The organism is Microbacterium testaceum (assembly GCF_001476655.1).
Classification (GTDB): Bacteria; Actinomycetota; Actinomycetes; order Actinomycetales; family Microbacteriaceae; genus Microbacterium; species Microbacterium testaceum_C.
In genome coordinates this window covers 1-24,197 of the sequence record NZ_LDRT01000058.1, presented here as the reverse complement: position 1 = coordinate 24,197, position 24,197 = coordinate 1, and the positions used below count along the sequence as shown (strand labels likewise).

Annotated in this window: 24 protein-coding genes; 13 read left to right on the top strand and 11 right to left on the bottom strand. The window is 68.3% G+C overall.

Features of this window, described 5'->3' with window-relative positions; genetic code table 11:
- Position 1: 1 nt before the first annotated feature.
- Positions 2 to 1,288 (bottom strand): sodium:proton exchanger, encoded by a 1,287-nt coding sequence (locus NS220_RS09625; protein ID WP_081323092.1) that lies wholly within the window; start codon positions 1,286 to 1,288, stop codon positions 2 to 4.
- Between the two features lie 335 nt (positions 1,289 to 1,623).
- Positions 1,624 to 2,070, bottom strand: coding sequence for an AAA family ATPase (locus NS220_RS09620; protein ID WP_058623858.1), 447 nt, complete (start codon positions 2,068 to 2,070; stop codon positions 1,624 to 1,626).
- A 67-nt stretch (positions 2,071 to 2,137) separates the two neighbouring features.
- On the opposite strand from NS220_RS09620, the gene NS220_RS09615 reads away from it, so the two are divergent.
- On the top strand, positions 2,138 to 2,869 hold the full coding sequence (locus tag NS220_RS09615) for an SDR family NAD(P)-dependent oxidoreductase (RefSeq protein ID WP_058623857.1): 732 nt from the start codon (positions 2,138 to 2,140) through the stop codon (positions 2,867 to 2,869).
- A gap of 28 nt (positions 2,870 to 2,897) precedes the next feature.
- Here NS220_RS09615 and NS220_RS09610 read toward each other — a convergent pair whose 3' ends face one another.
- The gene (locus tag NS220_RS09610; protein WP_058623856.1) at positions 2,898 to 3,509 is read right to left on the bottom strand and encodes a LysE family translocator; all 612 of its coding nucleotides are present in this window, start codon (positions 3,507 to 3,509) and stop codon (positions 2,898 to 2,900) included.
- 328 nt (positions 3,510 to 3,837) lie between these two features.
- On the opposite strand from NS220_RS09610, the gene NS220_RS09605 reads away from it, so the two are divergent.
- Entirely contained in the window at positions 3,838 to 4,389 is a 552-nt protein-coding gene (locus NS220_RS09605; RefSeq protein WP_058623855.1) for a GNAT family N-acetyltransferase, read from the top strand.
- A gap of 143 nt (positions 4,390 to 4,532) precedes the next feature.
- Complete coding sequence (locus NS220_RS09600) at positions 4,533 to 4,934, top strand: hypothetical protein (protein ID WP_058623854.1); 402 nt, start codon at positions 4,533 to 4,535, stop codon at positions 4,932 to 4,934.
- Positions 4,935 to 4,982: 48 nt separating this feature from the next.
- Here the strand turns inward: NS220_RS09600 and NS220_RS09595 are convergent, their stop codons facing one another.
- The 6 genes from NS220_RS09595 to NS220_RS09570 all read right to left on the bottom strand — a co-directional run bounded on the left by NS220_RS09595 (position 4,983) and on the right by NS220_RS09570 (position 12,054).
- Complete coding sequence (locus NS220_RS09595) at positions 4,983 to 5,240, bottom strand: hypothetical protein (RefSeq protein WP_058623853.1); 258 nt, start codon at positions 5,238 to 5,240, stop codon at positions 4,983 to 4,985.
- Between the two features lie 126 nt (positions 5,241 to 5,366).
- On the bottom strand, positions 5,367 to 5,726 hold the full coding sequence (locus tag NS220_RS09590; protein ID WP_058623852.1) for a hypothetical protein: 360 nt from the start codon (positions 5,724 to 5,726) through the stop codon (positions 5,367 to 5,369).
- A 230-nt stretch (positions 5,727 to 5,956) separates the two neighbouring features.
- Entirely contained in the window at positions 5,957 to 7,246 is a 1,290-nt protein-coding gene (locus NS220_RS09585) for a PucR family transcriptional regulator (protein ID WP_058623851.1), read from the bottom strand.
- On the bottom strand, positions 7,243 to 8,682 hold the full coding sequence (locus NS220_RS09580; RefSeq protein ID WP_058623850.1) for a phytoene desaturase family protein: 1,440 nt from the start codon (positions 8,680 to 8,682) through the stop codon (positions 7,243 to 7,245). Before NS220_RS09580 ends, NS220_RS09585 begins: the two co-directional genes overlap by 4 nt.
- Positions 8,679 to 10,508 (bottom strand): DUF3556 domain-containing protein, encoded by a 1,830-nt coding sequence (locus tag NS220_RS09575; RefSeq protein WP_058623849.1) that lies wholly within the window; start codon positions 10,506 to 10,508, stop codon positions 8,679 to 8,681. Before NS220_RS09575 ends, NS220_RS09580 begins: the two co-directional genes overlap by 4 nt.
- 40 nt (positions 10,509 to 10,548) lie before the next feature.
- Positions 10,549 to 12,054, bottom strand: a complete 1,506-nt coding sequence (locus NS220_RS09570; RefSeq protein WP_081323091.1) for a class I adenylate-forming enzyme family protein — start codon at positions 12,052 to 12,054, stop codon at positions 10,549 to 10,551.
- Between the two features lie 304 nt (positions 12,055 to 12,358).
- Here NS220_RS09570 and NS220_RS09565 point away from each other — a divergent pair, with 304 nt between their 5' ends.
- The 6 genes from NS220_RS09565 to NS220_RS19750 all read left to right on the top strand — a co-directional run bounded on the left by NS220_RS09565 (position 12,359) and on the right by NS220_RS19750 (position 15,278).
- Positions 12,359 to 12,739 (top strand): nuclear transport factor 2 family protein, encoded by a 381-nt coding sequence (locus tag NS220_RS09565; RefSeq protein ID WP_058623848.1) that lies wholly within the window; start codon positions 12,359 to 12,361, stop codon positions 12,737 to 12,739.
- A 26-nt stretch (positions 12,740 to 12,765) separates the two neighbouring features.
- The gene (locus NS220_RS09560; RefSeq protein WP_058623847.1) at positions 12,766 to 13,227 is read left to right on the top strand and encodes a hypothetical protein; all 462 of its coding nucleotides are present in this window, start codon (positions 12,766 to 12,768) and stop codon (positions 13,225 to 13,227) included.
- A gap of 145 nt (positions 13,228 to 13,372) precedes the next feature.
- Entirely contained in the window at positions 13,373 to 13,651 is a 279-nt protein-coding gene (locus NS220_RS09555; protein ID WP_058623846.1) for a hypothetical protein, read from the top strand.
- A 97-nt stretch (positions 13,652 to 13,748) separates the two neighbouring features.
- Positions 13,749 to 14,201 (top strand): GNAT family N-acetyltransferase, encoded by a 453-nt coding sequence (locus NS220_RS09550; RefSeq protein ID WP_193755331.1) that lies wholly within the window; start codon positions 13,749 to 13,751, stop codon positions 14,199 to 14,201.
- A 23-nt stretch (positions 14,202 to 14,224) separates the two neighbouring features.
- Positions 14,225 to 14,647, top strand: a complete 423-nt coding sequence (locus NS220_RS09545; RefSeq protein WP_058623844.1) for a RidA family protein — start codon at positions 14,225 to 14,227, stop codon at positions 14,645 to 14,647.
- Positions 14,640 to 15,278: a hypothetical protein gene (locus tag NS220_RS19750; protein WP_153004242.1), complete on the top strand. Its 639-nt coding sequence runs from the start codon at positions 14,640 to 14,642 to the stop codon at positions 15,276 to 15,278. The genes NS220_RS09545 and NS220_RS19750 overlap by 8 nt, the downstream gene beginning before the upstream one ends.
- A 371-nt stretch (positions 15,279 to 15,649) precedes the next feature.
- Here the strand turns inward: NS220_RS19750 and NS220_RS09535 are convergent, their stop codons facing one another.
- The gene (locus NS220_RS09535) at positions 15,650 to 16,375 is read right to left on the bottom strand and encodes a hypothetical protein (RefSeq protein ID WP_058623842.1); all 726 of its coding nucleotides are present in this window, start codon (positions 16,373 to 16,375) and stop codon (positions 15,650 to 15,652) included.
- Positions 16,376 to 16,501: 126 nt separating this feature from the next.
- Entirely contained in the window at positions 16,502 to 16,945 is a 444-nt protein-coding gene (locus NS220_RS20575; RefSeq protein ID WP_242864584.1) for a hypothetical protein, read from the bottom strand.
- Positions 16,946 to 17,361: 416 nt separating this feature from the next.
- On the opposite strand from NS220_RS20575, the gene NS220_RS09525 reads away from it, so the two are divergent.
- From NS220_RS09525 to NS220_RS09510, 4 genes are all read left to right on the top strand, one after another.
- Positions 17,362 to 19,098 (top strand): AAA family ATPase, encoded by a 1,737-nt coding sequence (locus tag NS220_RS09525; RefSeq protein ID WP_081323089.1) that lies wholly within the window; start codon positions 17,362 to 17,364, stop codon positions 19,096 to 19,098.
- A 229-nt stretch (positions 19,099 to 19,327) separates the two neighbouring features.
- On the top strand, positions 19,328 to 20,752 hold the full coding sequence (locus NS220_RS09520) for an MFS transporter (protein ID WP_058623840.1): 1,425 nt from the start codon (positions 19,328 to 19,330) through the stop codon (positions 20,750 to 20,752).
- Between the two features lie 4 nt (positions 20,753 to 20,756).
- Positions 20,757 to 23,036, top strand: coding sequence for a molybdopterin oxidoreductase family protein (locus NS220_RS09515; protein WP_242864582.1), 2,280 nt, complete (start codon positions 20,757 to 20,759; stop codon positions 23,034 to 23,036).
- Positions 23,029 to 24,197 (top strand): NAD(P)/FAD-dependent oxidoreductase (locus NS220_RS09510; protein ID WP_153004241.1); only part of this gene is annotated, 1,169 nt, incomplete at its 3' end. The genes NS220_RS09515 and NS220_RS09510, both read left to right, overlap by 8 nt.

Sequence of the window (24,197 nt, the reverse complement as noted above, 5' to 3'; positions counted from 1 at the left end):
GTCACACGCTCGTGGGTTGCGGGCCGGTCATCGTCGACTTCCCCGACGAGCCCTGCTCCGTGCCCGGAAGCGCCTCGGACACGAACCGTCGTCGGAACGGCGCCGCCAGGGTCGGCAGCACACTGCGTCGGTGCACGATGAGGGCGACGATCGCGATCGCGATCTGCACTCCCGAGAGGACGTAGCGTCCCCCGGTATCGGTGACGAAGAACTGCACCGCGAAGATGGCCGCGAGCGACGCCGCCGACCACCAGTGGAACCGCAGCGCCATGATGATCGCCACACCCATGACCGTCTGCGAGCCGGTGAGCACGAACTCCTCGACCTGTCGGGCATCGAGGGGAAGGTCTCCCCCACCGCCGCCGAAGAAGTGCGCGAGCGGCAGCGACCCGACGAGCAGACTCCACTGGTTGATCTTCGACGCGATGAGTGTGCCGATCGCGGCCGCTCCCATGCCGCGCAGCGCGAACATCACGGCGATGATGAACTCGGGAGCTTCGGATGCCAGAGGCGCCAGCCACTGCACGAGGAAATAGCTGTCGATTCCCAGCGCCGAGCCGGAGTCGACGAGTGCCTCGGCGAAGGGCTCGGCGCAGGCGAGGATGATGGCCGCCGCCACGACGAACAGGGCGATCACGGTGACGCGGCGGGGTCGCCGCGGCATGTCGGCGATGAGCGCCGCAGGCCCCACGAAGTGCTCTTCTTCTCCGTTCTCGGCCTGGCTGGCGCGCCAGAGGTAGAACGCGAACGCGGCGATCAGCACGAGGCCGAACCAGATGGGGATGTGGCCGAAGAACGGGATCGCGAACGCGACGACGGCGAGCACCGCGAGGAAGCCCACGTCGAGCCGGGACTCCTCGGGCAGCTGCAGGTACGACACCCGCGCGGCCTTCTTGCGCTTGGCCGCGCGATTCGCGACCGCCAGCGCCACGATCACGACGAGCGGCCAGCCGAAGCCGAGCAGGAGGCGGTTCGAGCCGGTCATGTTCGCCGCGGCGAACTGCTCGTACGCCGGGTCGTATCCGGAGCGGAAGGCGTAGTAGAGGTCGACCGCGTACTCGGGGAGCACCGCGATCAGCGCGAGGATCGCGATCGCGAGCGGCCCCGAGATGTCTTTCTGCGCCGCCTCGGCCGCCCAGGCGAGGAGGAAGCTCGCCGCGACGACGGCCGCTCCGAACACGACGAGGTCGAGCAGGGCGTTCGGGTGGAACCCGAATAGACGGAAGACGACGGCGGGTGCCGCGATGAGCAGGCACAGGCCGACGCGATGGATGAGCGCGCGAGGCATGGATGGTCTCCGGTCGGACGCGACCGAAGACGGGTACAGCGACGCTTCGGCCTGGGCGGGCCGAAGGTCTCGCTCGCCTCACCGCCGTGCGGTGGAGGTGGGATGCCGGGCGATCGTCGTGAACGCCAGTATGTCGACATCGCCGCGGACCGCGCGCGGTCCGGAGCTACTCCCCTTCGTTGCTCTTAGCCTTCGACATCGCCATTCCTGAGCGCAAGCTGAGAACGAGATTGACAGGTTTTAGGGTGCCCTAACTCCCGGATTTCCGCGGTGAACGGAACGCATTCTCAGCGTTTCGGGAATCCGAAGAGAATGCCTTCGCCTCGACCGCGGAGTTATTCACCTACGAGACGCGAGATGGCATCCGAGAGCCGGTCCACCGGCATCCGCGCATCCATCTCGACCGTGGCTCCGCGCCGAAGCAGCGGCTCGACCTCATCGACGTAGCGCCGAATCTCCGCCTGCTGCTCCGGGGAATGGCCGTAGGGGTTGTTCGTCCGCGAACGCACCCGCGCGATCAGCACGTCGACGGGCGCGCTCAACAACACCACGTGCTGGAATCGATCGTAGAAGCGGCCCTGGTTCTCGACCGTTCCCGAGACGACGACGGTGCTTTCTGTCGTCAGCAATTCCGCCATGCGCGCCTCGTCCCACGGGCCGCCGTTCCCGTCGGTCCACCCGTCGTCATCGGTGTCGACGGTCCGATACCCGCGACGCGCCAGCTCGGCGAGCACCGTCGACTTCCCGGTGCCCGACATTCCGGTGATGAGGACTCTTGCCACGGGGTCACGCTAGCGCGGTGGCGAGTCGACCGTTGAGTCTTGCGGCATCAGCGCCGACGATGGAGAGATGGATCAGCCGGCGCACGTCACCGCCATCACGGGCGCTTCGCGCGGCATCGGAGCGGCCGTGGCCCGTCGGCTCGCAGCAGAGGGACATGGTGTCGTCATCGGGTACCGAAGAGACCGCGATGCAGCGGTCGCCGTCGCCACCGATGTCGCAGAGCTCGGCGGAGCGGCATCCGTTGCATACGTCGATGTCACCGACGCCGCGTCACTGACAGCCTTCTTCGACAGCGCTGCGGAGCTGGGGCCGCTGACGGGTGTCGTCGCCTCTGCGGGAGCAGTGCGAGCGGTCGGTGACCTTCGTGAACTGACGCCTGATGATCTGCGGCGCGACATCGACGTGAACCTCCTCGGCGCGGTACTGACCGCCCAGGCGTCGATCGTCCATCTCGAGAAGACCCGCGGCTCCCTCGTGTTCATCGGCTCCGCCGCAGCGACCCTCGGAAGCCCGAACACGTACGTGCACTACACCGCGGCGAAAGCCGGCGTCAGCGCACTGAGTCTCGGCCTCTCGAAGGAGCTCGCGCCCCTGGGGATCCGTGTGAACTGCGTCGAGCCGGGCATCATCCGAACCGAGTTCCACCGCGACCCCGATCGGCCCGAGAAGCTCGCGTCGACGATCCCTCTCGGGCGCCCCGGCGATGCGGCCGAGGTGACGGGGGCCGTCGCGTGGCTACTTTCAGAGGATGCCGGGTATGTCACAGAAGCGACGATCCGGGTCGCCGGCGGGCGGTAGACCCGGCAGCGGGCGGTCGCGGCGACTCCTACCGCGTCTCCAGGGCGAGGCGCCCCGCGAGCAGAACATAGGTGGCCGCGAACGTGCGGCGCAGCCACGCCATGACTTTCGGCCGAGTGATCACCTGATTGCGCATCGTCGCCGCGAACACGCCGTACAAGGCGAACACGACGAACGTCAGAGCCATGAAGACGAGGCTCAGCCCCACCATGTGCCACGTGCCATCCGCTTCGCCTGCGGGAACGAACTGCGGCAGGAAGGCGAAGAAGAAGATCGTGAGTTTCGGGTTGAGCAGGTTGATCAAGACGGCGGTGCGGATCACGCGCCAGAACGAGACGGGCTCCGCGCTCGCGTCGACCTCGATCAGAGACTTGTCGCGGAAGGTCTGCCAGGCGAGGTACAGCAGGTAGGCGACCCCCAGCCACTTGATCGTCTGGAACGCGATCGCCGACGCGTTCAGAATCGCGGCGAGTCCCGTGATCGCGGCGATCATGTGCGGGATCACGCCGAGAGTGCAACCGAAAGCGGCGACGATGCCGGCCTTCGTGCCGCGAGAAAGCCCGGCAGCGATGGAGTAGACGGCCCCGGTACCGGGGGTGGCGACCACGACGAGGGTGGTCAGCAGGAAGGCAATGCTCATCGTGGTTCCTCCGAGAGTCGTTGCTTCCGCACAGTACCGCGTTCGCGGGGTCACCGACGCCGAGTGCGAGTTCGGTCGACGTGTCACCCCGCAGCCCCGTCGCGACCGTCCCAGGATCCGTATCGCAGAGCCCGTCACCGGGCATCCGGTGGGGGTCGGCCTCAGCGACCGGGTAACGTCGGCTTACCTCGCACCCGCGGGGAGCCTCTACCTCGCCCCGACGGGGAACGGTTTCACCCGTTCGAGCTCCGATCACGGTCCCCGCGGCGCAACAGCGTCAGCACCGTCACCGCGGTCAGGAACATCAGAGCCATGACCAGGAGGTCCATTGACGTACACCATCGAGGTCGTTCCCCACGCTGCCCTGACCGCGCACGACATCAAAACGTTAGGGCGGCTGTTCGACGACGAGTACGCCGACCAGTTCGGCCCGTGGAACCCTGAACTGCCCTACGGATATGCACCGCACGACGTGCACGTGATCGCCAGGTCAGCCGGTGACCTGATCGGCCACGTCGGGTGGCAGCGCCGAGTCATCGCCGTCGGCGACAGCGAGGTGACCATCGCGGGCGTCGGCGGCGTCCTGATCTCTGTCCGCGCTCGCGGGCACGGGATGGGTCGACGGTTGATGCGGGAGTTGGCGGCATCCCTTCCGACGACGGACGGCATCGAGTTCGGCTACCTCGGATGCCGGGAAGAGGTCGTCGAGTTCTATCGCTCGTGCGGATGGTTGCGTATCAACGCGGTCGAGCGCTCCGTCGGCCGCGACGGACGTACGCGTACCTACGACGCGGACCAGCCGATGCTCATCCTCCCCGTTGGCCGAGACGCGTCGTCGTGGCCGGACGGAACCGTCGACCTCCGAGGTCGCGCCTGGTGAGTTGGGGCCACCGCACCGCCGCCGGTGATGAACCTCCTCAGAGCCGTGTCGCAGATCATCGCCCCGGGCGTAGCATCGCCGGTACGCCGGAGTCCCTCCGCGGCATCCGGTCCCTCCGTCACAACGAGCACTCGGGAGAAGCAATGGACACGATGGCCATGATGAAGTCGATGGACATGGGCGAGATGACCATGGACATGGATGCCATGCAGGAATGCATGCAGTCCCTGAACGCGTGCGCGATGGCCGCGGCGATGTGCGCCGGCAGCGACATGATGCACGGCCCCGACATGGCGACGTGCTGCGCCATGTGCTCGAACATGGTCGAGATGGCTCAGGCGACGATGCACATGATGATGCGTCCGGCGGGCATGAACATGGACGTGATGAGCGCCATGATGACCGCCTGCATGACCATGGGCAAGGCCTGCGCCGCCGAATGCCGCGCGCACGGCGACATGGACGAGATGTGCCGCTACTGCGCCATGGCCTGCGACGACATGGTCATGAAGTGCGAGGCCATGATGGCCTCGATGAGCGCCTGAGCTCAGTTTCTTCGCGCGGCCGCTGACGTTTCGTCGGCGGCCGTTCGGCTACGCGGCGCGCGCGGTCGTGGTGATCGCGGCTGCGCTGAGCAGCTCCGCGACCGGGTGGTACGCGACCGGCTCCCCCACCGCAATGTCGACGGCGGGTCCCACGACCCGCAGCTCTACCGTCGTGCCGTTCAGCAACGCGACGGTCACCTTCGCGCCGTCGGCGTCGATCACGAGGCCGTCCCACCACGCGGCAGGGTTCGAGGCTGCCATGCAGCGCTGGATCGGGTGGACTGTCGACGAGATCGTGCGGGACATGGCTTCACCTGCCTTCGGAGGGGTTGGTGAGATGAAGCTACGGGATGCCGCGGGGGCGGGCGATCTGGGGCGTAGCGGGGCGTAACACCGCACGCGATGACGTAGGTCGACGACAGCGTCCGGGCGTCACTCGGCGACGATCCCCCCGTCTTCGTCGAAACGAACGCCCTCGGCTTCGAGCCGCTCACGTGCCGCGTGATGCACGACGCCTCGCCGCCGCGGATCGGTCTCCAGGAGGCGTAACAGCGTCTCACGCGTGGTCGACGGATGCTCGGCCACGGCGATCCTGACGCTCCAGAAACGGTCGTCGGCGAAACGATCCAGCACCGCGGCACTGGCGTCTGGATTCAGCGCGGCGACGTTGCGGATCGCCTGGTTCGGATCGGTGAAGAACGGCTCGAACTCGTCATCGGAACTCGCCGTCGACGCCCCCGCGTACCGGCGCTCCTCGTCGGCTCTTTCCTCCGGAGTCTTGCGCTTTCCCATGTCGATCCTCTCCGTCTGCGTCGTGTTCCCGCGAGAAAGCCCGCGGCTTGCGACCGGGGTCGGCGGGCCCACCGTCGCCCTCGCAGCACACCGTTCAGCGAGCACGTCACCCGCGCGATGACGACGATAGCTCCCGCCACCGACACCCGCGAGGCTGGGCCCGCACACCGAAGCGCACGCTGGTGGCGAAAGTCGAAGGCGCATGGACACGCCGAGCGGCGCAACGCCCGTCACGTGTGGTGCGCGTCGGCTCCCTCGAGCAGAAGGTCGTCGTAGATCCGCAGGGCGAGCGCCACCTGCAGGGGATCGACTCCCCGCGCTCCCACCGAGGCCTCGAACCGGTCTACGCGCTGGCGCACCGTATTGCGGTGAACGCCGAGCTGCTCCGCCGTGCGCACCGCGTTCTTGTCGGCGGCGTAGTAGGCCGCGACGGTGTCGCGCATCACGCGCGCCTGCTCGCCGGCACCGGCGTAGTCGCCCAGAACCTCGCGCACCCATGTCGCCGTCGCCGTGGCATCCTTCGTCAGCAACTGGACCAGCGCGACCTGGGGGTCGGCGTACGACACCACCGCCCGGTCCCGGTAGCGCGGCGACGACAGCGCCACGAGCCGCGCGATCGCGGCCTGCTCGTGCGTTCGGCGAAAACCCTCGACGTCGTGGCCCGGCTCGCCGAGAGCGATTCGCACGCCGGGCACCGTCGCCGCGAGTTCTTCCACCCGTGCCAGCGCTCCGGCGTCGAGCCGAGCCCCGCCGAACCATGCCCAGGCCGTGGATCGATCGACCACGGTGATTAGCGGCGCGGCGGACGAGTGCACCGCCGTGGCCAGTCGGCGCAGCAGCAGGTCGATCTCGTGCTGGCGCGCCGCGTCTTCGGCATCCACGTCGGACCAGGCCATCACCCCGAGGTGCGTCTGTGCGAGCGTGTACCCGGTCTCCGAGACGAACCCGCGGATCGGCAGGGAGTCTCCGCGCAGCACCTTGAGGATGATGCTCGCGTTGAGGGTCGCGCGGGTGCTCCACCACCGCCGACGCTCCTGCTCGTGCACGCCGGTCACGAGCTGCAGGATCCAGTCGATGTAACGGTGCACGACGTCGGCGATGTCGCGGACGACGCCGATCTTGACGCGGTCGGTCACGCCCAGGCGCTCGGCTTCGTCCATTGCGAGCCGCAGGAACATACTCTGACCCAGGTAGTAGGCGCGCGTCAGGGCCGCCAGGGGCACATCGCGCTGCGCGAGACGCGCCGCGTACTCGACGGCGGCCGTGGTCGGCTGCAGGCTCTCGAGATCGATGCCGTTCGCGAGGATGTGGCAGATCGTCGTGACGTTGCCCTCGATGCTCGCTTGCAGCATCTCGACCAGCTGGGGGTCTCCGCCCAGGTCGTCGATGCGGGATGCCAACAGGTCTCGCATCTCGCGGACGATCTCGGGCATGCGCAGGTCGAGCTGCCGCGCGACGAGCGCGAGGAGCTCGGAAACGTTGCCCGTGTGCTCTTCGGCGGAACCGGATGCCGTCGTCACGCGGGCTGCGCCTCCCTGGTCCGTTTCGCGGGCGCAAGGCCCCGCAGCGCGCGCCGGGCGGCGTTCACGCCGCACAAACCGTGGATTCCCGGCCCCGGCGGCGTCGCCGCGGAACAGAGGTAGAAGCCCGGCACCCCCGTATCGTACGGCTGCGCCGAGATTCGCGGGCCGAGCATGAACTGCAGCGGTGTCTTGGCGCCGGTGAGGATGTCTCCCCCGACGAAGTTCGGGTTCCGCCGGCTCCACTCGGTCGCGGTGATCACCCGGGTCGCCAGGATGCGATCTCGGAATCCCGGGGCGAACCGCTCGATCTGCGAGACCACGGCTTCGGTGGCGTCCCCGGAGTATCCGGCGGGCACGTGGGCGTACGCGTACAGCGGGTGAATGTCGCCCGCCGAGCGCTGCGGGTCGGCGACGTGCTGCTGGCCGACGAGCACGAACGGGCGTTCCGGCATCCGCCCCTCGGCGACGGCGCGCTCGGCCGCCGCGATCTCGCGCGCCGACCCCGCCAGATGCACGGTGCCGGCGCGGCCGGTCTCCTCCGCCCGCCACGGCACGCCTCCGGCGACCGCGAACTCCACCTTGAAGGCGGCGGGGCCGGGGCGGAAGCGGCGGAACGCCTCGGCGGTGCGACGGGGCAGGCTGCCCCCGAGAATCTCGGCCACGGCATGCGGGTGCACATCGAGCATGACGACGTCGTGCCGGGGCAGATCGCGCCGGGAACGAATGCGGCGGCCGGTCTCGAACGTCACGCCACGCTCGCGGAGCCGCGAGATGACGGCCGCGGTGAGCGTTCCCGTTCCGCCGGCGACGACGGGCCACCCCACGGCGTGTCCAGCGGTGATGATGCCCGCGCCGATCCCGCCGACGAGTGGTTGGTCGAGGCGTTGGAACGCGTGAGCCGCGACGCCCAAGAACAGTGCACGGGTTCGCTCCTCGGCGAAGGCACGCGCGGTCCACACCGGGGGCAGCGCGGCAGCGGCGCCGAACCGCGCAAGAAGCAGGGGGTGACGAGGGATGCCGACGAGGGGGCGGAGGATGTCCTCCGACAGCGCCGCGAACGAGCGCGACGAGGGGCCGAACAGCGTCTGCCACCGCCATCCGTCGGCGCCGAGGCCGGCCGCGGTCTCGACGATCGAGCGACGGAGCAACACCACGTCGCCGTCGTCGAGCGGGTGGGCGCAGTCGATCTCGGGCAGCACCCAGGGCGATTCGGGCAGGTCGAGGTCGGCGAAGTACGGCGAGCCGGCCGCCATCGGGTGGACCGCGGCGCAGTGGTCCTGGATGAGCCCGGCGAGGAGGGGCTCGCTGTTGCGCGCCCCTCCCCCGAGTTCGTCCGCGGCCTCGACGACGTGTACGTCCAGGCCCGCGGCCGACAGGGTCGCGGCAGCGGCCAGCCCGTTGGGACCGCTGCCGACGACCACCGCGCGTGTCATTTCGAGACCCGCTCTCCTCGCCTGCGCGAGACCGTGCGGACGCTGTTCGTCACATCGGTCGTCGGAGCCTTCGCGTCAGCCCGCCAGGAGCGCTCGAGCGGGATGGGGCCGTCCGCGAGCCACGGCTGGGCGGCCACGGCATCCGCGACGCGCCATCTTCCCCGCTCGATGACACCACGGGCCGCATCGATCACCTTGTACTCCTGGAAGTCCGCGTGGATGGCCTGGGACTCCACCCATACCACCACGAACTCCCCGGGCGCGAAATGGCAGCGGCTCTGCAGGGCGCGGATGAGCGACTCGTCGTGCAGGTGGCCGTCTCCGAAGTTGAAGCCGATCACCGAGTTGCAGGCGAATTCGCCCTCGCGGATCGTGCGCGTCTCGATGTCGGGCAGCACGCGGTAGAGCACCGAGAAGAGTCCGCGGCCCTGGCTGTGCATCGAGCGCCACGCGAGCGTCTGCTGCATCGTGATCTCGGCGATCTCGGGGGCGTAACCCAGCTGAACGAGCTGATCGACCTGGTTCCACGTGGGCCGGATGACGGCATCCAGCTTCTTCTCCGCACCCGGCGTGAAGGTCCACAGCGCCGACGCCCAGTTGCCCGCGTACTGACGCATCGACGGCAGGAACGAGACCTTGTCGGGGCGGAGGTTGCCGAGCGCGGGGAAGAACAACAGGGCCGCGACGATCCCGGCGAGCAGCCACCCGTTCGAGAAGTCGGTGACCGCGTACCCCGACCGCGCGGGGAAGCCGAGGAAGAGGAACACCGCGGCGTAGCAGAACAGGGTGTTCCACTCCAGCGGGACGGCGAGCGGGAAGGTCGAGAAGATGAAGAGGTGGAAGCCCACGATGAGGACGACCGCCGCGAGCGTCACCCAGAAGTTCTGCGAGAACAGAAGCACGAGCGGAACGGCGATCTCGACCGTGGTCCCCATCGCGTGCGCCATGAAGTGCGCGAGCTTCGACGGGCGCACGTCCCGAGGGAAGTCGCGGTACAGGGCGCGCTTGAGCCATCTCGGCGGCCAGAACGGGGTGTTGCTGAGCATCGGCGGGATGACGTTGACGAAGTGCCTGCCGAACTTCGAGATGCCCGCGCACACCCACACGGCCACGATGAGCAGCTTCAGCGCGATGATCATGTCGACGAACGACAGCACCGAGAAGAACACCAGCGCCGGCAGGTACTGCTCGATGCGCGAAGCGACCGCGATCGTCTTGTCGCGCACGCCCACGATCACCAGCAGCGCGATCGCGACGATCACGGGGGTGGTCTGCACCAACCCGCTCGTGTTCTCGGGAAGCGCCGCGGCGAGCGCAGGGGTCACCGTGCCGGGGAGCACGAGCGCCGTGGCGAGCGCCGCGAGGAACCCGAGGTAGACGACGACGTCGAACACGGTCCGCGTGTCACCGGCCGTTCCCGGCACCCAGGCCCACGGTCGTAGCCGGATCGTGCCCGGTCGCGCCCAGAACTGGATGCCACCGGTCATGGGCTTGAACTTGCCCGCCGTCGGCCCCCACGATCCGGCGAGGCCGATCGCTTCGAGCAGCATGGTCCAGATGATCGCCTTCTGGTAGACGATCGGCTGATTCCACCACTGGTCGACCTGCCAGAACCACCCCACACCGCTGGTGGCGGTGATGACGATGCTCCCGATGAGGAGCCACAGCACGGCGATCTTCACGAGGTAGGTCGCGGCGATCATGCGGGGCGATCCGAAGCCGTACTCCACCCAGTGCAGGGTCAGGGCTTTGATCCGCTCGCGCAGTGGCTGGTGCAGGAATGTGCTCGTGTCGACGGGCGGAAACTCCGCGGTTTTGAATCCCATGATCAACTCCTTCGGTGACGGGATGGGGGAAGCGAAGCGGTCAGGCGGAGGCCGCGGCGAGTGCGCGGCGCATCGCGGGCTTGTCGACCTTGCCGACCGGGTTGCGAACGAGATCGGCGACGATGCGGATCTCGGCGGGCACCTTGATCTTGGTCAGGCCCTCGGCGCAGTGGGCGCGGAGCTGATCCTCGGTGACGACCTCGCCGGGATGCAGCACGACATCGGCGATGGGGACCTCGCCGTACACGGGGTCGGGACGACCGATGACCGCGGCCTCGAGCACCGCGGGGTGCGTGGCGAGGAAGCCCTCGATCTCTTTGGGGTAGAGGTTCTCGCCGCCGCGGATGATCATGTCCTTGGCCCGATCGACGAGCGTCAGATATGCGTCTTCGTCCAGGATGCCGATGTCGCCCGTGCGCAGCCATCCTCCGCGCATCACCTCTGCCGTGGCATCCGGTCGTCCGAGGTACCCGCGCATGACCGTGGGGCTGAGGATCGCGACCTCCCCCCGCACGCCCGGGGGCATGAGACGGCCCTCGTCATCGAGGATGGCGATCTGCTGGCCGGGGAGGGCGCGACCGACGGTGCCCGGCTTGCGCTCGCCCCACAGGGGGTTGCACGCCGAAGCGCACGTGGCTTCGGTGAGGCCGTAGCCCTCGAGGATCGGGATGCCGAATCGCTTCTCGCTGAGGGCGAGGAGCTCGGGGCTGGCCGGTGCGGCGCCGCAGATCGCCAGGCGCAGCGAGGGCAGGCGCGGAATCTGTTCCCGCGGGACCTCGGCCAGTCTCGCGAAGATCGCCGGCACCGCCGAGAAGTAGGTGGGTTGATAGCGCTGGACCGCGTCGAGGAACGTGCCCGGAGCGAAACGTTCCAGGATCGACACGCTGCCGCCCGCGCTGATGGGGGCGAGGAAGCTCACGCAGAGCGAGTTGACGTGGAAGAGCGGCAGGACGAGCAGTGCCTGATCGTCGGGTCCGAGCTCGATGTGGCGGCGGAGGGAGGCGGCCATCGCGCTGAGGTTGGCGTGATCGAGCATGACGCCCTTGGGCTGGCCGGTCGAGCCGCTCGTGTACACGAGCAGGGCCAGCGTGTCGGGGGTGATGGGCGGATCGTCGAGGGATCCGTCGGGGATGCGCGCGAGATCGGCCGGCGCCAGCGTCTCGACCTCGACCGCGGGGGCACCGGACGTCACGAGCAGGCGCGCACCCGAGTCGTCAAGTTGGTAGCGCAGCTCCCGTTCCGTGAACGTGGGGTTCACCGGCGTGACCGCTGCACCCACGCGCCAGGCGCCCAGCATCGCGGCGAGGAACGCGACCGAGTTCGGCAGCATGATCGCCACCACGTCGCCGCGCCCGATCCCGCGCGCGGCGAACTGCTCCGCGCACGCGGCAGCCCGCCGTTCGAGGCCGCGATAGCTGAGTTCTTCGGTCACGTCGCGCACAGCGGGCCGACCGGTCCCGGCTGAGGGGCTCCGCCACGGCAGGTGCGCGAGGCCGGACACCGAGAGCGGTGTCGTGGTGCGCGTGTCGAGTTCGTCGAGAGACATCGTCGTTCACCTCCCCGCGTCGACGGCTGCGTCGGACGCGATTCGAGCGTTCTGGTGCGCGTCTTCGCGCTCCCCTCACGCTAGGAAGGTCGGCCGGGCAGCACAGTGGCGCGGGTGGCGAAGTTCACACCGGGGAGTGTGCACGGTGCACGGATGCCGCGGTTCGTTGGCGGGGAGAAATCCCGGCCCGTCGACGTGCCGCTCTCGGGAGCATGGCCGTCGTCGTCGGGTGGACGAGCACAACCCCGTCAGGACGGTCGCAAAGCGTGTCCCGGGTCCCTTCTCCCCGCGCTAGCCTCGGGGCATGACCACGCGCGATGCGTCGGGGCGCTCCGTCGACGCGGCCCAAGACGCCCTCCACGAAGCCATGCGACGCGGCGACACGGATGCCTTGCGGAACGTGCTCTTCGAGGGTCTGACATTCGAGCTTCCTGATGGCTCGGTGACCGACCGCGAAGCCGACCTCAACGCCCATTCGACCGGGGCGGTTCGCTTCGAGAAGTTGGTCGAGCTGCATCGATCGACGCGAGAGCACGCGGGGAGAGCTCGGATCGACTCGTTGGTCGACGCACGGCTGATCGACGACGGTCACCGCGTCGAAGGAAAGATGAACTATCTCCGCTATTGGTCGATCATCGATGGGCGGTGGCAGGTCATCGCCGGCAGCGTCCAATCGGTGCCGTGAGTCGGGTGTTGTTCACACACTCATGAGTGGCCTTCCGGGTTCCCGACGAACTCCCCTCGGTGCAGACGCCTCCCCAGTTGCGTGCGACGAAGGCGGAGGCGTTCACCATCGACGTGCCGTCCGGCGCACGCATCGAGCACGGCACAGGCGGCGACGATCCCCTGCTGACGGCGCGATGGGGCGAGGCGACCGTCCGTGTCATCGTGCATCGTGAGATCGGCATGATGACGGTGCGCGACTACGGCGCGGACATGATGGGGGTCGTTCACGCGAGCGAACCGCACGTGCACATCGACCATGTCGAGTACGGAACGCTGGCGGGGATCGACTGCGCCGTCGTCCGGGGCACGGCCGACGCGTTCGCGGTCGTCGCGATGTGCGCTGCTTTGGGGGCGAATCGGGTGGTTGTTCTCGGCTCCGTTCCCATCGACGACGACCACCTCGCGGACCAGGTCGATGTCGTGCTGGGCTCGCTCAGAATGGCGTGAGAGAAGCAAGCGCGACGCCTTCGCGCAACGGGTGAGGAATCGTTCTGCTCTCGCCACGTGTTCAGGGCGAGACGCGCACGATCGATACGTTGTATGCAGCGCCTTGCCCGAGGACGCTGTCGTTCACGCTCAACGTTGGGTCCTCATGCGTGTGATTCTTTCCCTCGTCGCCTTCGCCGCGTGCGCTATCGCGCTGATCGCCGGAATCTCCCTCTTCGCGGGCACGGTTCCGGGTGAGGCGTGCGAAGGAGTGGTGTACGACGCGGCGACATGCGAGAGTCTGCGCCTTCGACAGTCGCTCCTCGCGGCGATCTTGATCGGGTCGGCGGTGATTGCCGCGTCTGTCGTCAGCGGCGCTCTGATCGTCTCGGCGGCAACGGTGCGCGGGCGCCCCACCGCCACCGAAGAGCTGCCGGCAGACTGAAGCCTGCTCATCACCTGAGACAGCCGCGTCCGCTCGGAGCGTGTGATTCTTCGATGGCGGCAGCATTCCCTGCGCGGCCCGGTCTACGGTGAAGAGCGTGCACTCGTTACGCCCTCGGACGAACGCGGACCTGCCTGTCGTCGCGAGCTGGGTTCCCAACGCTGAGGCTCTCTACGCCTTCGCCGGCCCGTGGATGACCTGGCCCTTCCTGCCCGAGGAGCTCGACGATCTTCACAGACGGCCGGGCGCAACCGCGTGGATGCTGGACACGAGTGACGGCGAGCCCGTCGGCCACGTGCAGCTCACCCCGGTCGACGATGCTCTTCGCATCGGCCGACTGATCGTCGCTCCGAGCGTTCGCGGCGAGGGGCGGGGACGCCGTCTCCTTCGCCTCGCCCTGGATCACGCAGGCGCCCGGGGAGTTTCTCGCGTGCAGCTGGGGGTGTTGGCATCCAACACTCCAGCCCGCCGACTCTACGAGTCACTCGGATTCGTCGCCGACCCCGAGACCCTCGACGCCCCGATGATGCTTATGGCCCGCGACATCTGAGCCCACCCTCGAAAGGTCAGGACATGCCCACCGCCGTCACGCTCATCCGTTCGACCGCCCTGTCCGACAGCGCGGAGTACGCGTACGCCGCCACCGCTCCCGCCGAGGCGCGACTGATCTTCCTCGCCGGTTCCTGCCCGCTGAACCTCGACGGCACGACCGCGGGCGTCGGCGATTACGCCGTCCAGGCGGCGAAGTGCGTCGAGAACGTGAGGATCGCACTTCGCGAGGCGGGTGCCGATCTCACGGATGTCATCAGTACGCGCGTTCTGGTGGCCTCCACTCGCCAAGCCGACCTGGTGGCGGCGTGGGAGGTCGTCCGGGAGGCGTTCGGCGAGCACGACGTGCCGAGCACGCTCCTCGGTGTCACCGTGCTGGGGTACGACGACCAGCTTGTGGAGATCGAGACGGTGGCTGCGGTGGTCGACTCCGGTCCGCGTGACTGACCCCACCGCACCCATCGACGCCTCGGCATCTGGAGAACACTCGGTCGCCTTCCACGGGAAATGCCACACTGACAACGTGGGGAATGGGAGAAAGGGGCGATGGCCGCGCTCAGGCTTCGGCTGGGGCTGGCTCATCCTCAGCCTCGGCGCGATCGTGGCGAGTGGCACAACCATCGTCTTCTCCATCGCCTTTCTCGGCGCGCAGTGCCATCATGCTGGCACCAGCTGGGGCGATAACAGGGCATTCTTCTGCCGCGACGTGATGGGCGGCTTCGTGGCTTCCGCGATGCCGTGGGTGGTCCTGGTGGCGGTGAGCGTTGCCATCATCGCGGGCCTCGTGGGCGGAACCACGACGATGGTGCGTCGTGGCCGCCGGGTGCGAGGCGCCTGGCTCACGTCAACGGCCCTCGCGTACGCCCTTCTCACCGCGGCAGCGACCTGGGCCCCGAACTCCGGCTCGGTAGGAATGGACGTCGCCTTCTCCGTCTTCCCGCTCACGGCGCTGATAGCCACCGGGCTCCTCGTCGTCTGGGTGGGCATCACCGGCGGTCTGGGGGTACTCGTGCTCGGGGCGCGGGCGCGACGTCCTCGTCCGGTTTCGGACGTCGTCGCGACGGACGTCTCCTCCTAACGGCGGGCCGAATGCCGTCCGGGGGGCAACGTCACGGCCGAGCTCGTGGCACCTCACCGCGACGCCGCAAGCACCGCCGCTAACCCTCCCGCAGGTCGCGCACGAACTCCCCCGGCATCTCCAACGCGGGAAAGTGGCCGCCCGCCACCGCATGATGTGGCGGAACCGTTCCTGCGCCAGGGCCGCAGATGCTTCTCGACGTCGTGCGGGTAAATGGCGAGCGCCGCGGGTACCGTCACCCGCAGGTCGGGGTCGAGCGACGGATGACTCTCGAGGAAGATTCGTGCCTCTGACGCGCGGCTCGCGGCGAGCCATTACAGGGTCACGTTCTCATGGAATCGGCTGGCGACCTGACCCGATCGACCGTCGCGTCACAGGTCTTTCGCCATGGATTGCGGAGGAGGTGTCGCGGCGGAAGACCCGACCCAGCATTTAACGATCTGGGCCGCATACAGGACGTCGCGGTGACTTGAGTGCGAGGCGTACAGCGTCTTCGCCCGCTCGCCTCTCCGCTGAACTTTCAACGCGAAGTAGTCGCCCTGGTTGTTCATGAGCACCCCGAGGAGCCACCCGCCCAGCCCCGAGACCCGGCCGGGCCACACCGCTTCGATGTCATCACGCAGAAACCGGCGACTGCGGAGGAAACCGCGCGCGACCAGCATGTCCTCCCTCAGCTCGACGCCCCACCAACCGATTCGGGCGACAAACACAGCGACGACGAGAGCCGCCGCAGTGAAGGGAACCACGAGAAAGGCAGACGGCGTACCTGGTGTGAGCCCCTGCAAGTTCACCGCCTCGCCGAGTGGCGCAAGCAACACCACGAGAAGCAGCCCCGCGACGGGCGCCGAGAGAAGGTTCCAGATCCGGAACCTGCGGCCCAACGACCACACCTGGCCCCGCGGCGGGCGTTCCGTGGCCTGGCGAGCGAGAACAGATCGTGGAGGATTCATCAGCACAATCACGCTCGCGCCCCAGACGACCAGAACAGCTGCTTCGATCGGCATGTCGATACCGAACCGGTATTCACGGCTCGACGAGATGAGAAGGATTCGAACGAGCAGGATTCCCCCTGCCCCCGCACCGAGGAGCGAGAACACCGGCCACCAGGTGAAAACGGCTCTCCACAACCGCGGCGGCACCCAGCCCCCTGTGCGAGTTCCGCCGCTGCGACGTTGTGACATGTCGCGAGCGTAGACCCACGGTGGCGACCTGCTGATCGCGGCCTAAAGTATCCGGCCGGACGCCGCAAGCACGGCCACCAACCCCTCCCGCAGATCGCGCACGAACTCCCCCGGCATCTCCAACGCGGGAAAGTGGCCACCCGCCTCAGGCGCCCGCCACCGCACGATGTGGCGGAACCGTTCCTCCGCCCAGGGCCGCGGATGCTTCTCGATGTCGTGCGGGTACGTCGTAAGGGCCGCGGGCACCGTCACCCGCAGGTCGGGGTCAAGCGACTGGTGACTCTCGAAGTAGATCCGCGCCGCTGACGCCCCGGTCGCGGTGAGCCAGTACAGGGTCACCTTGTCGAGGAAACGGTCGCGCGAGATGGTCCCGAACGGCGAGTCGACCGTGTCGCTCCATTCGAAGAACTTCTCGAGGATCCACGCGAGAAGCCCGACGGGCGAATCGACCAGCGAGTACCCGATCGTCTGCGGCGCGGTCGCCATGACCCTCGCGTACGCGAGGCGATTCCTCTCAAAGGCGCGGGTGTGCTCGACCCACTGCCGTTCGGTGGCGTCGAGCACGTCGAGGCTCAACCCGGGCGGCGCGATCGGGGTCGTCGTGTGGATGCCGATGACGTGCGCCGGAAACCGGCCACCGAGCGCGATGGTGACCGGCCCACCCCAATCGCCCCCCGTGAGCGAGGAAGCGGCCGTACCCGAGTCGACGCATGAGCTCGACCCACGCAGCCGCGATGCGCTCGGTGCCCCACTCCTCTTCGGCGGGCCTTCAGAGGGGCATGCGCTGACGTAACACCCTCGTGACCCAAGCCTCGAATCGTCCTTCGATCCCGACATCAGCGTTCCCTGGGCAGGATGATCCCAATCCGATCATCGACGTGCAATGATCACTCGTCTACAGCATGGGCGGGCGCACTACATCTTCAGGATTCCTGGCCTACGCTCCGACGACGCCTGGGAAACCAGGCACCCGGACACCGAAACTTCTCATCCGAAAGAGCAAAGTGCACGTTAAGTCCCTTCACTTCCTGGGTTTCAAAAGATTCACTGACACGCGAATCGAGAACATCCCCCCATCCGCCAGGCTGGTAGTTCTGGCTGGTCCGAACGGATCAGGAAAGTCTTCCATATTTGACGGAATGAAGAACTGGCACTATTGGAATGGCGGGGTGCTGACAGGCATCGAGGAGGCATACATCCAGAAAGTAGGCACTCCCACGCGTTCGATTGACGATCACGTGTTCGTCAATTTTCATGAGCCGATTCCCGACGACGCCACCGCGAAGAAAAAGCTTGTCTACGCGCGAACCGCTTTCCGAAACGAAGCCGACTTCAACATCTCGTCATTCTCACGCCTCGATAGTCCTCTGAACGAGAACCGGGCCTCGCGCATGATCGACACGGACGCGACCGTGTCCCAGAACTACCAGCGCTTGATCATGCAGACCGTGGACGGGGTGTTCGACTCTTCTCTCTCCGAAGACATGCCCCGGAGCGAACTCCGTGACAGAATCATCGGCCGCGCCCGTACAGCAGTGTCGTCAATATTTCCCGACCTCGTGCTGGACGGAGTCGGAGGACTCGCGTCGGCAGGCAGTCTGCAAGGGTCCTTTTATTTCACGAAAGGCGAATCTGCTGGGTTCTTGTATAAGAACCTCTCTGCAGGGGAGAAGTCGGCTTTCGACTTGCTTCTCGACTGCGTGATCAAGAGTTCATACTTCGACGACAGTGTCTGGTGTATCGATGAGCCAGAAACGCACCTCAACTCCCGGGTACAGTCGCTGCTTCTGCACGCCATGCTGCAACTACTCCCTGAAAACTGCCAGTTGTGGCTTGCCAGCCACAGCATTGGCTTCATGAAACAAGCTTGGGAACTCTCACGCGCGCAACCCGATGATGTTTGCTTTATCGACCTGGAGGGTCATGACTTCGATCAAGCGGTTGTCATCGAGCCCGTGAAACCAAGTAGGGAATTCTGGAGTCGCACACTTCGCGTCGCTCTTGGGGACCTCGCAGCCCTTGTCGCGCCTAGCCGCGTGATTCTTTGCGAAGGAAGGCCGCAAACAGGGGCGAATGACGTGAAAGCGGCGTTCGACGCGGCCTGCTATCGAACGATTTTCTCCGAGAAGTATCCGGACGTCGACTTCGTCTCGGTCGGGAGCGCTTCCGAAGCGGTAAACGATCGACTCGGAGTCGCCCACGCACTTCAGACGATCACACCGGGTACGGTCATCAACAGACTTATCGACCGGGACTCGAGAAGTCAGCAAGAAATCGAGATCCTCGAGCAGGAAGGCACACGGGTACTCGGACGGCGCCATCTCGAGGCCTACCTCCTCGACGACGAGGTGATTGAAGCCCTCTGCCGAGAGGCTGGCATGGGCGCAAAGGTCGCTGACGCCCTCGAGGTGAAACAGAGGGCGATAGCTGACAGCGTCGCTCGAGGAAACGATGCCGACGATGTCAAGCGAGCTGCCGGTTCAATTCGAGACGGGCTCAGGAAGCTGTTGTCGCTCGCCACTCCTGGCAGCACGCCCGATGCCTTTCTTCGAGACACCATGGCTCCGCTCGTGCGTGAAGGAATGGCCGTCTACTCGGAGTTGGAGGCCATCGTGCTTCCCGAGGAGAGCGGGAGCTGAGAACGTCCCGGGCGAGCCGCAGCTCGACCAAATGAACATTTCGAACATGTGTCAGAACAGAGTCACCGGGGTCAATCCCAACTCTCCCGCCGCCGCTATGCGGGTGAGACAACCGTTACCTCCCCGCCCCTCCCGACGCCCTCCCGGGTAACGCCCCCTTCCTACGCTGGCGGCACGCCCAGCCCATGCGGGGCGCTGCACCTCCCCACATCGCCCACCGGAGGACCCCGTGACCGTCACCGACCCGCGCCCCGAAGCCACGCCGGCGCAGCCCACCACCCGAGCCGAAGCCGCGAGCACAGAAGCCGCGAGCACGGAAGCCTCGGCACAGCTCGTCCACCGCCCCGGCCGCTGGATCGACAACTGGAACCCCGAGAACGCCACCCAGTGGGCCAAGGAGGGCAAGGCCATCGCCTCCCGCAACCTGCGGTGGTCGATCTTCGCCGAGTTCCTGGGATTCGTCGTCTGGCAGCTTTGGTCGGTCGTCGTCGTGTCTCTGCCGGCGGCGGGCTTCCAGCTCTCGACGGGTGAGATCTTCTGGCTTATCTCCATGCCGAGCCTCGTCGGCGCGACGCTGCGCATCCCCTACACCTTCATGGTTCCGCGCTTCGGCGGCCGCAACTGGACGATCGTCTCCGCCGGCCTCCTGCTCATCCCGAGCATCGGCCTCGCCGTTGCGGTGTCGAACCCCCAGACCCCCTTCGGCCTCCTGCTCCTGATCGCCGCGTTCGCCGGCTTCGGCGGCGGCAACTTCGCCAGCTCGATGTCGAACATCACGTTCTTCTACCCGGCCGCGCAGAAGGGATACGCCCTCGGACTCAACGCCGCCGGCGGCAACCTCGGCGCCTCGGTCGCGCAGTTCGTCGTCCCCATCGTCATCACTGTCGGCGCCGCGGCGACCCTCAACCTGCCGCTCGCGGGCCTCATCTGGGTGCCGCTTATCCTCGTCGCGATGGTCGGCGCCTACCTGCGCATGGACAACCTCTCCGCCGCGAAGGCCGACATCACGGCATCCCTCGCCGCTCTCAAAGAGCCGCACATGTGGGTGCTCTCGCTCCTCTACATCGGCACCTTCGGTTCGTTCATCGGCTTCGCGGGCGTCTTCCCCAAGCTGCTGGCCGACACGTTCCCCGACTTCAAGGGCATCGCGATCGGCACCGCCACGGTCACCCTCGCCTTCCTCGGCGCTCTCGTCGGCTCGCTCGCCCGCCCCTACGGCGGCAAGCTCGCCGACCGCTTCGGCGGCACCGTCATCACGATCGGCGCCTTCACGGTGATGGGGCTCGGCATCCTGAGCGTGATCCTCACCCTGCCGATGCAGAACTTCGCGATCTTCCTGCTCTGCTTCCTCGTGCTGTTCGCGGCGGCGGGCATCGGCAACGGCTCGACCTACCGCATGATCCCGACGATCTTCGCCCTCAAGGCCAACGGCGGAATCGGCGCGCAGCGCAAGGCCGCCGCGGCCCTCGGCCTCATCTCGGCGATCGGCGCATACGGCGGATTCTTCATCCCGCAGCTGCTCGGCTTCTCGAAGACGACGTTCGGCTCGTACACCCCCGCCCTCGGCTGGTTCGCCCTCGCGTACGTCGCGTTCCTCGCCCTCACCGCCGGCGTGTACCTCCGCCTCTCGAAGAAGACCGGAACGCGGATCTGACCCCATGAGCTCCGCCGACACCCACTGCCCCTACTGCGCCCTGCAGTGCGCCATGACCGTCAGCCACGCGGGCCACACGACGGTCACGGGCCGCGACTTCCCCACCAACCGGGGAGGACTCTGCGCCAAGGGCTGGACGTCGGCGGAGCTCTTGGCATCCCCACACAGACTCCGGATGCCGTTGATGCGGCGCCCCGACGGCACCCTCGCCGAGACCACCTGGGACGAAGCACTGGATGCCGTGGCCGCGGCGTTCCGTGACACCAAGGCGACCCACGGCGCCGACGCCAACGCCATCTTCGGCGGCGGCGGACTCACGAACGAGAAGGCGTACCAGCTCGGCAAGTTCGCCCGCGTCGCGCTCGGCACCTCGCGCATCGACTACAACGGCCGGTTCTGCATGTCGTCGGCGGCAGCGGCATCCAATCGGGCCTTCGGGATGGACCGCGGCCTGCCGTTCCCCGTCACCGACCTCGACGACGCGCGGACGATTCTGCTGCTCGGCTCCAACGTCGCCGCGACCATGCCGCCGTTCCTCGCGCACCTCGCCGGAGCGCGCGCCGCGGGCGGCCTGATCGTCGTCGACCCGCGCCGCTCCGCCACCGCGCGCCTCACCGAAGACGGCGCCGGCACCCACCTGCAGCCCGCGCCCGGCACCGACCTGCCGCTGCTGCTCGGTCTCACGCATATCGCTTTCGCCGAAGGACTCGCGGACCGCGCGTATATAGAAGAGCGCACGACGGGCTTCGACGCCCTGCGCCGATCGGTCGCCGCGTGGTGGCCCGAGCGCACCTCGTCGACCACCGGCATCCCGGTCGCTCAGCTCCGCGAGACAGCGCGACGCCTCGCCGCGGGCGGCGCGTACATCCTCACCGGGCGCGGTGTCGAACAGCACGTCGACGGCACCGCCACCGCGACCGCCGCGATCAACCTCGCCCTCGTACTCGGACTCGTCGGCCGCGAAGGCTCGGGCTACGGCACCCTCACCGGGCAGGGCAACGGCCAGGGCGGACGCGAGCACGGCCAGAAGGCCGACCAGCTGCCCGGGTACCGCTCCATCCGCGACCCCAAAGCCCGCCGGCACGTCGCCGGGGTGTGGGGCGTCGACCCCGACGAGCTTCCGGATGCCGGCATCCCAGCGACCGCGCTGCTTGGCGAACTCGGTGGGCCGGTCAAGACGCTGCTCGTCGCCGGCTCGAACGTCGTCGTCTCGGCGCCCGACGTCGAGGCCGTTCGAGCGCGGCTCGGAGCCCTCGACACCCTCATCGTGTGCGACTTCTTCCTGTCCGAGACCGCGGAGCTCGCCGACATCGTGCTGCCCGTGCTGCAGTGGGCCGAGGAGGAGGGCACGATGACCTCCCTCGAGGGCCGCGTGATCCGCCGGCGGCAGGCGCTGTCCGGGCCGGACGGTGCCCGCAGCGAGCTGTGGATCATGTCGGAGCTCGCGCGGCGCCTGGGCGCGGCATCCACCTGGTCGACCGACCCGGCCGAGGTGTTCGACGAGCTCGCCCGCGCGTCGGAGGGCGGCGTCGCCGACTACTCCGGCCTGTCGCACGAACTGCTCGACACCGGCGTCGAGGCGTACTGGCCGTACCGTGCCGCGAGCACGCCGCGTCCCTTCGCGGAGCGCTTCGCCCACGCCGATGGCCGCGCGCGCCTCGTCCCGGTGGATGCCACTCCCCCCGCTCCCACGGACCGCGGCGGCGAGCTGACCCTCGTCACCGGCCGCTACCTGCAGCAGTACCAGTCGGGCACGCAGACCCGCCGCGTCGCCGAGCTGAACGGCGCCCGCCCCGAGGCGCGGCTCGAGATCCATCCGGCCACGGCGTCGGGGCTCGGCATCCGGGAAGGCGATCTCGTCGCCGTCTCGAACGAGCGCGGCACGGTGCGCGCGCGGGCGACGGTGACGACCGACATCCGGCACGACACCGTCTTCCTCCCCTTCCACTACGCGGGAGACGAGTGCGCGAATCGCCTGACCGAGGCGCTCGTCGACCCGACGTCGGCGATGCCGGAGTTCAAGCGCACGCGGGTGCGGGTGGCTCCGGATGCCGCGGTGGTCGCGGCTGCGACCGGGGTCCGCGGGCCTGTTGTGGTGACGGAGCATTCGGGCATCGGGCGTGCGGTCGCCGGGGGCATGGCGTCCAGGGTTTCCGTCGCGGACGGGGCCACCCAAACCGGCGTCTCCGTCGCGGACGGGGCGGTGCCGGCCGGCGTCTCCGTCGCGGGCGGGCCCATCGAGCGTGGGGCGTCCACCCCGACAGAGGAGGCCACCCATGTCTGAGCGTGTGGTGCTGGTGGGCTACGGCCCCGTCGGAGCACGGCTCATCGACGGGCTGCTGCCCGCGGTGCGCGAGGGATGCATCGACCTCACCGTCGTCGGCGCCGAGCCCCACGACGTCTACAACCGCGTCCTGCTCGCCGAGTACGCTGTCGGTCGCACCGATCGCGCGGGCCTCGACATGGACGACCGCCGCGTCGCCGAAGAGGCCGGCGTGCGGTTCCATCTCGGCGCAACGGTGGTGGGCGTCGACCGGCACCGCCGTGTGGTGCGCCTGCACGATGGCATCCGTCTCGACTACGACCGGCTCGTGCTCGCGACGGGGGCCCGAGCGAACGTCCCGACACTCGCCGGGATGGAGCGCGCGCGGCGCGACCGGGCGTCGGTTGCGGCCACTCCCGCGGACCTTGACCTCGGCGGGGCCCCGCTCCCCCGTGGCGTCGTCGCGCTCCGCGACCTCGCCGACGCCGAGCTCGTGCGCACGGCCGTCTCGGCGGGCCGGCGGATCGTCGTGCTCGGCGCGGGCGTGCTCGGCATGGAGCTCGCCCTCGCCGCCGCCGAGGCGGGAGCCGAGGTGGTCGTGGCGTACCACTCCGCCGCCCCGATGAACCGGACGCTCGACGAGAACGGCGGACGCGTGCTCGCCGCCGCGGCCACCGCCGTCGGCGTCGAGATGGCGCATCACGCGCGCGCCGAGAGCATCCTCCTCCGCCACGACGACCACGGTCAGGCGTGGTTCGACGGCCTCGTCTGCGCCGACGGCAAGGTGCTCGCCGGCGACCTGCTCGTGCTGTCGTGCGGAGTCGCAGCGCGGACCGAGGTGGCATCCCTCGCCGGACTCGCGACCTCGACGGGCATCCTCGTCGACGGCTCCTCGCGCTCGTGGACCGACCCGAACGTCTTCGCGATCGGCGACTGCGCGCACGTCGCCGACCCCGCGGATGCCGACGCCTCAGGCCGCGTCCCGGGTGGGCCGAGCGGCCTCGTCGGGCCCGGGTGGCGACAGGCTGATCGGCTCGCGGCGCTGCTGTCGTCGGGGGTCGCCGCGGCGGCGCCGGTCGAGCGCCCCGGGGTCGTCATGCTCAAAGCCGAGGGAATCGACGTCGTCGCTGGCGGCGCGGTCGACGCCGACCCCTTCTCCCACGCTCCCGGATGCCACGGCCC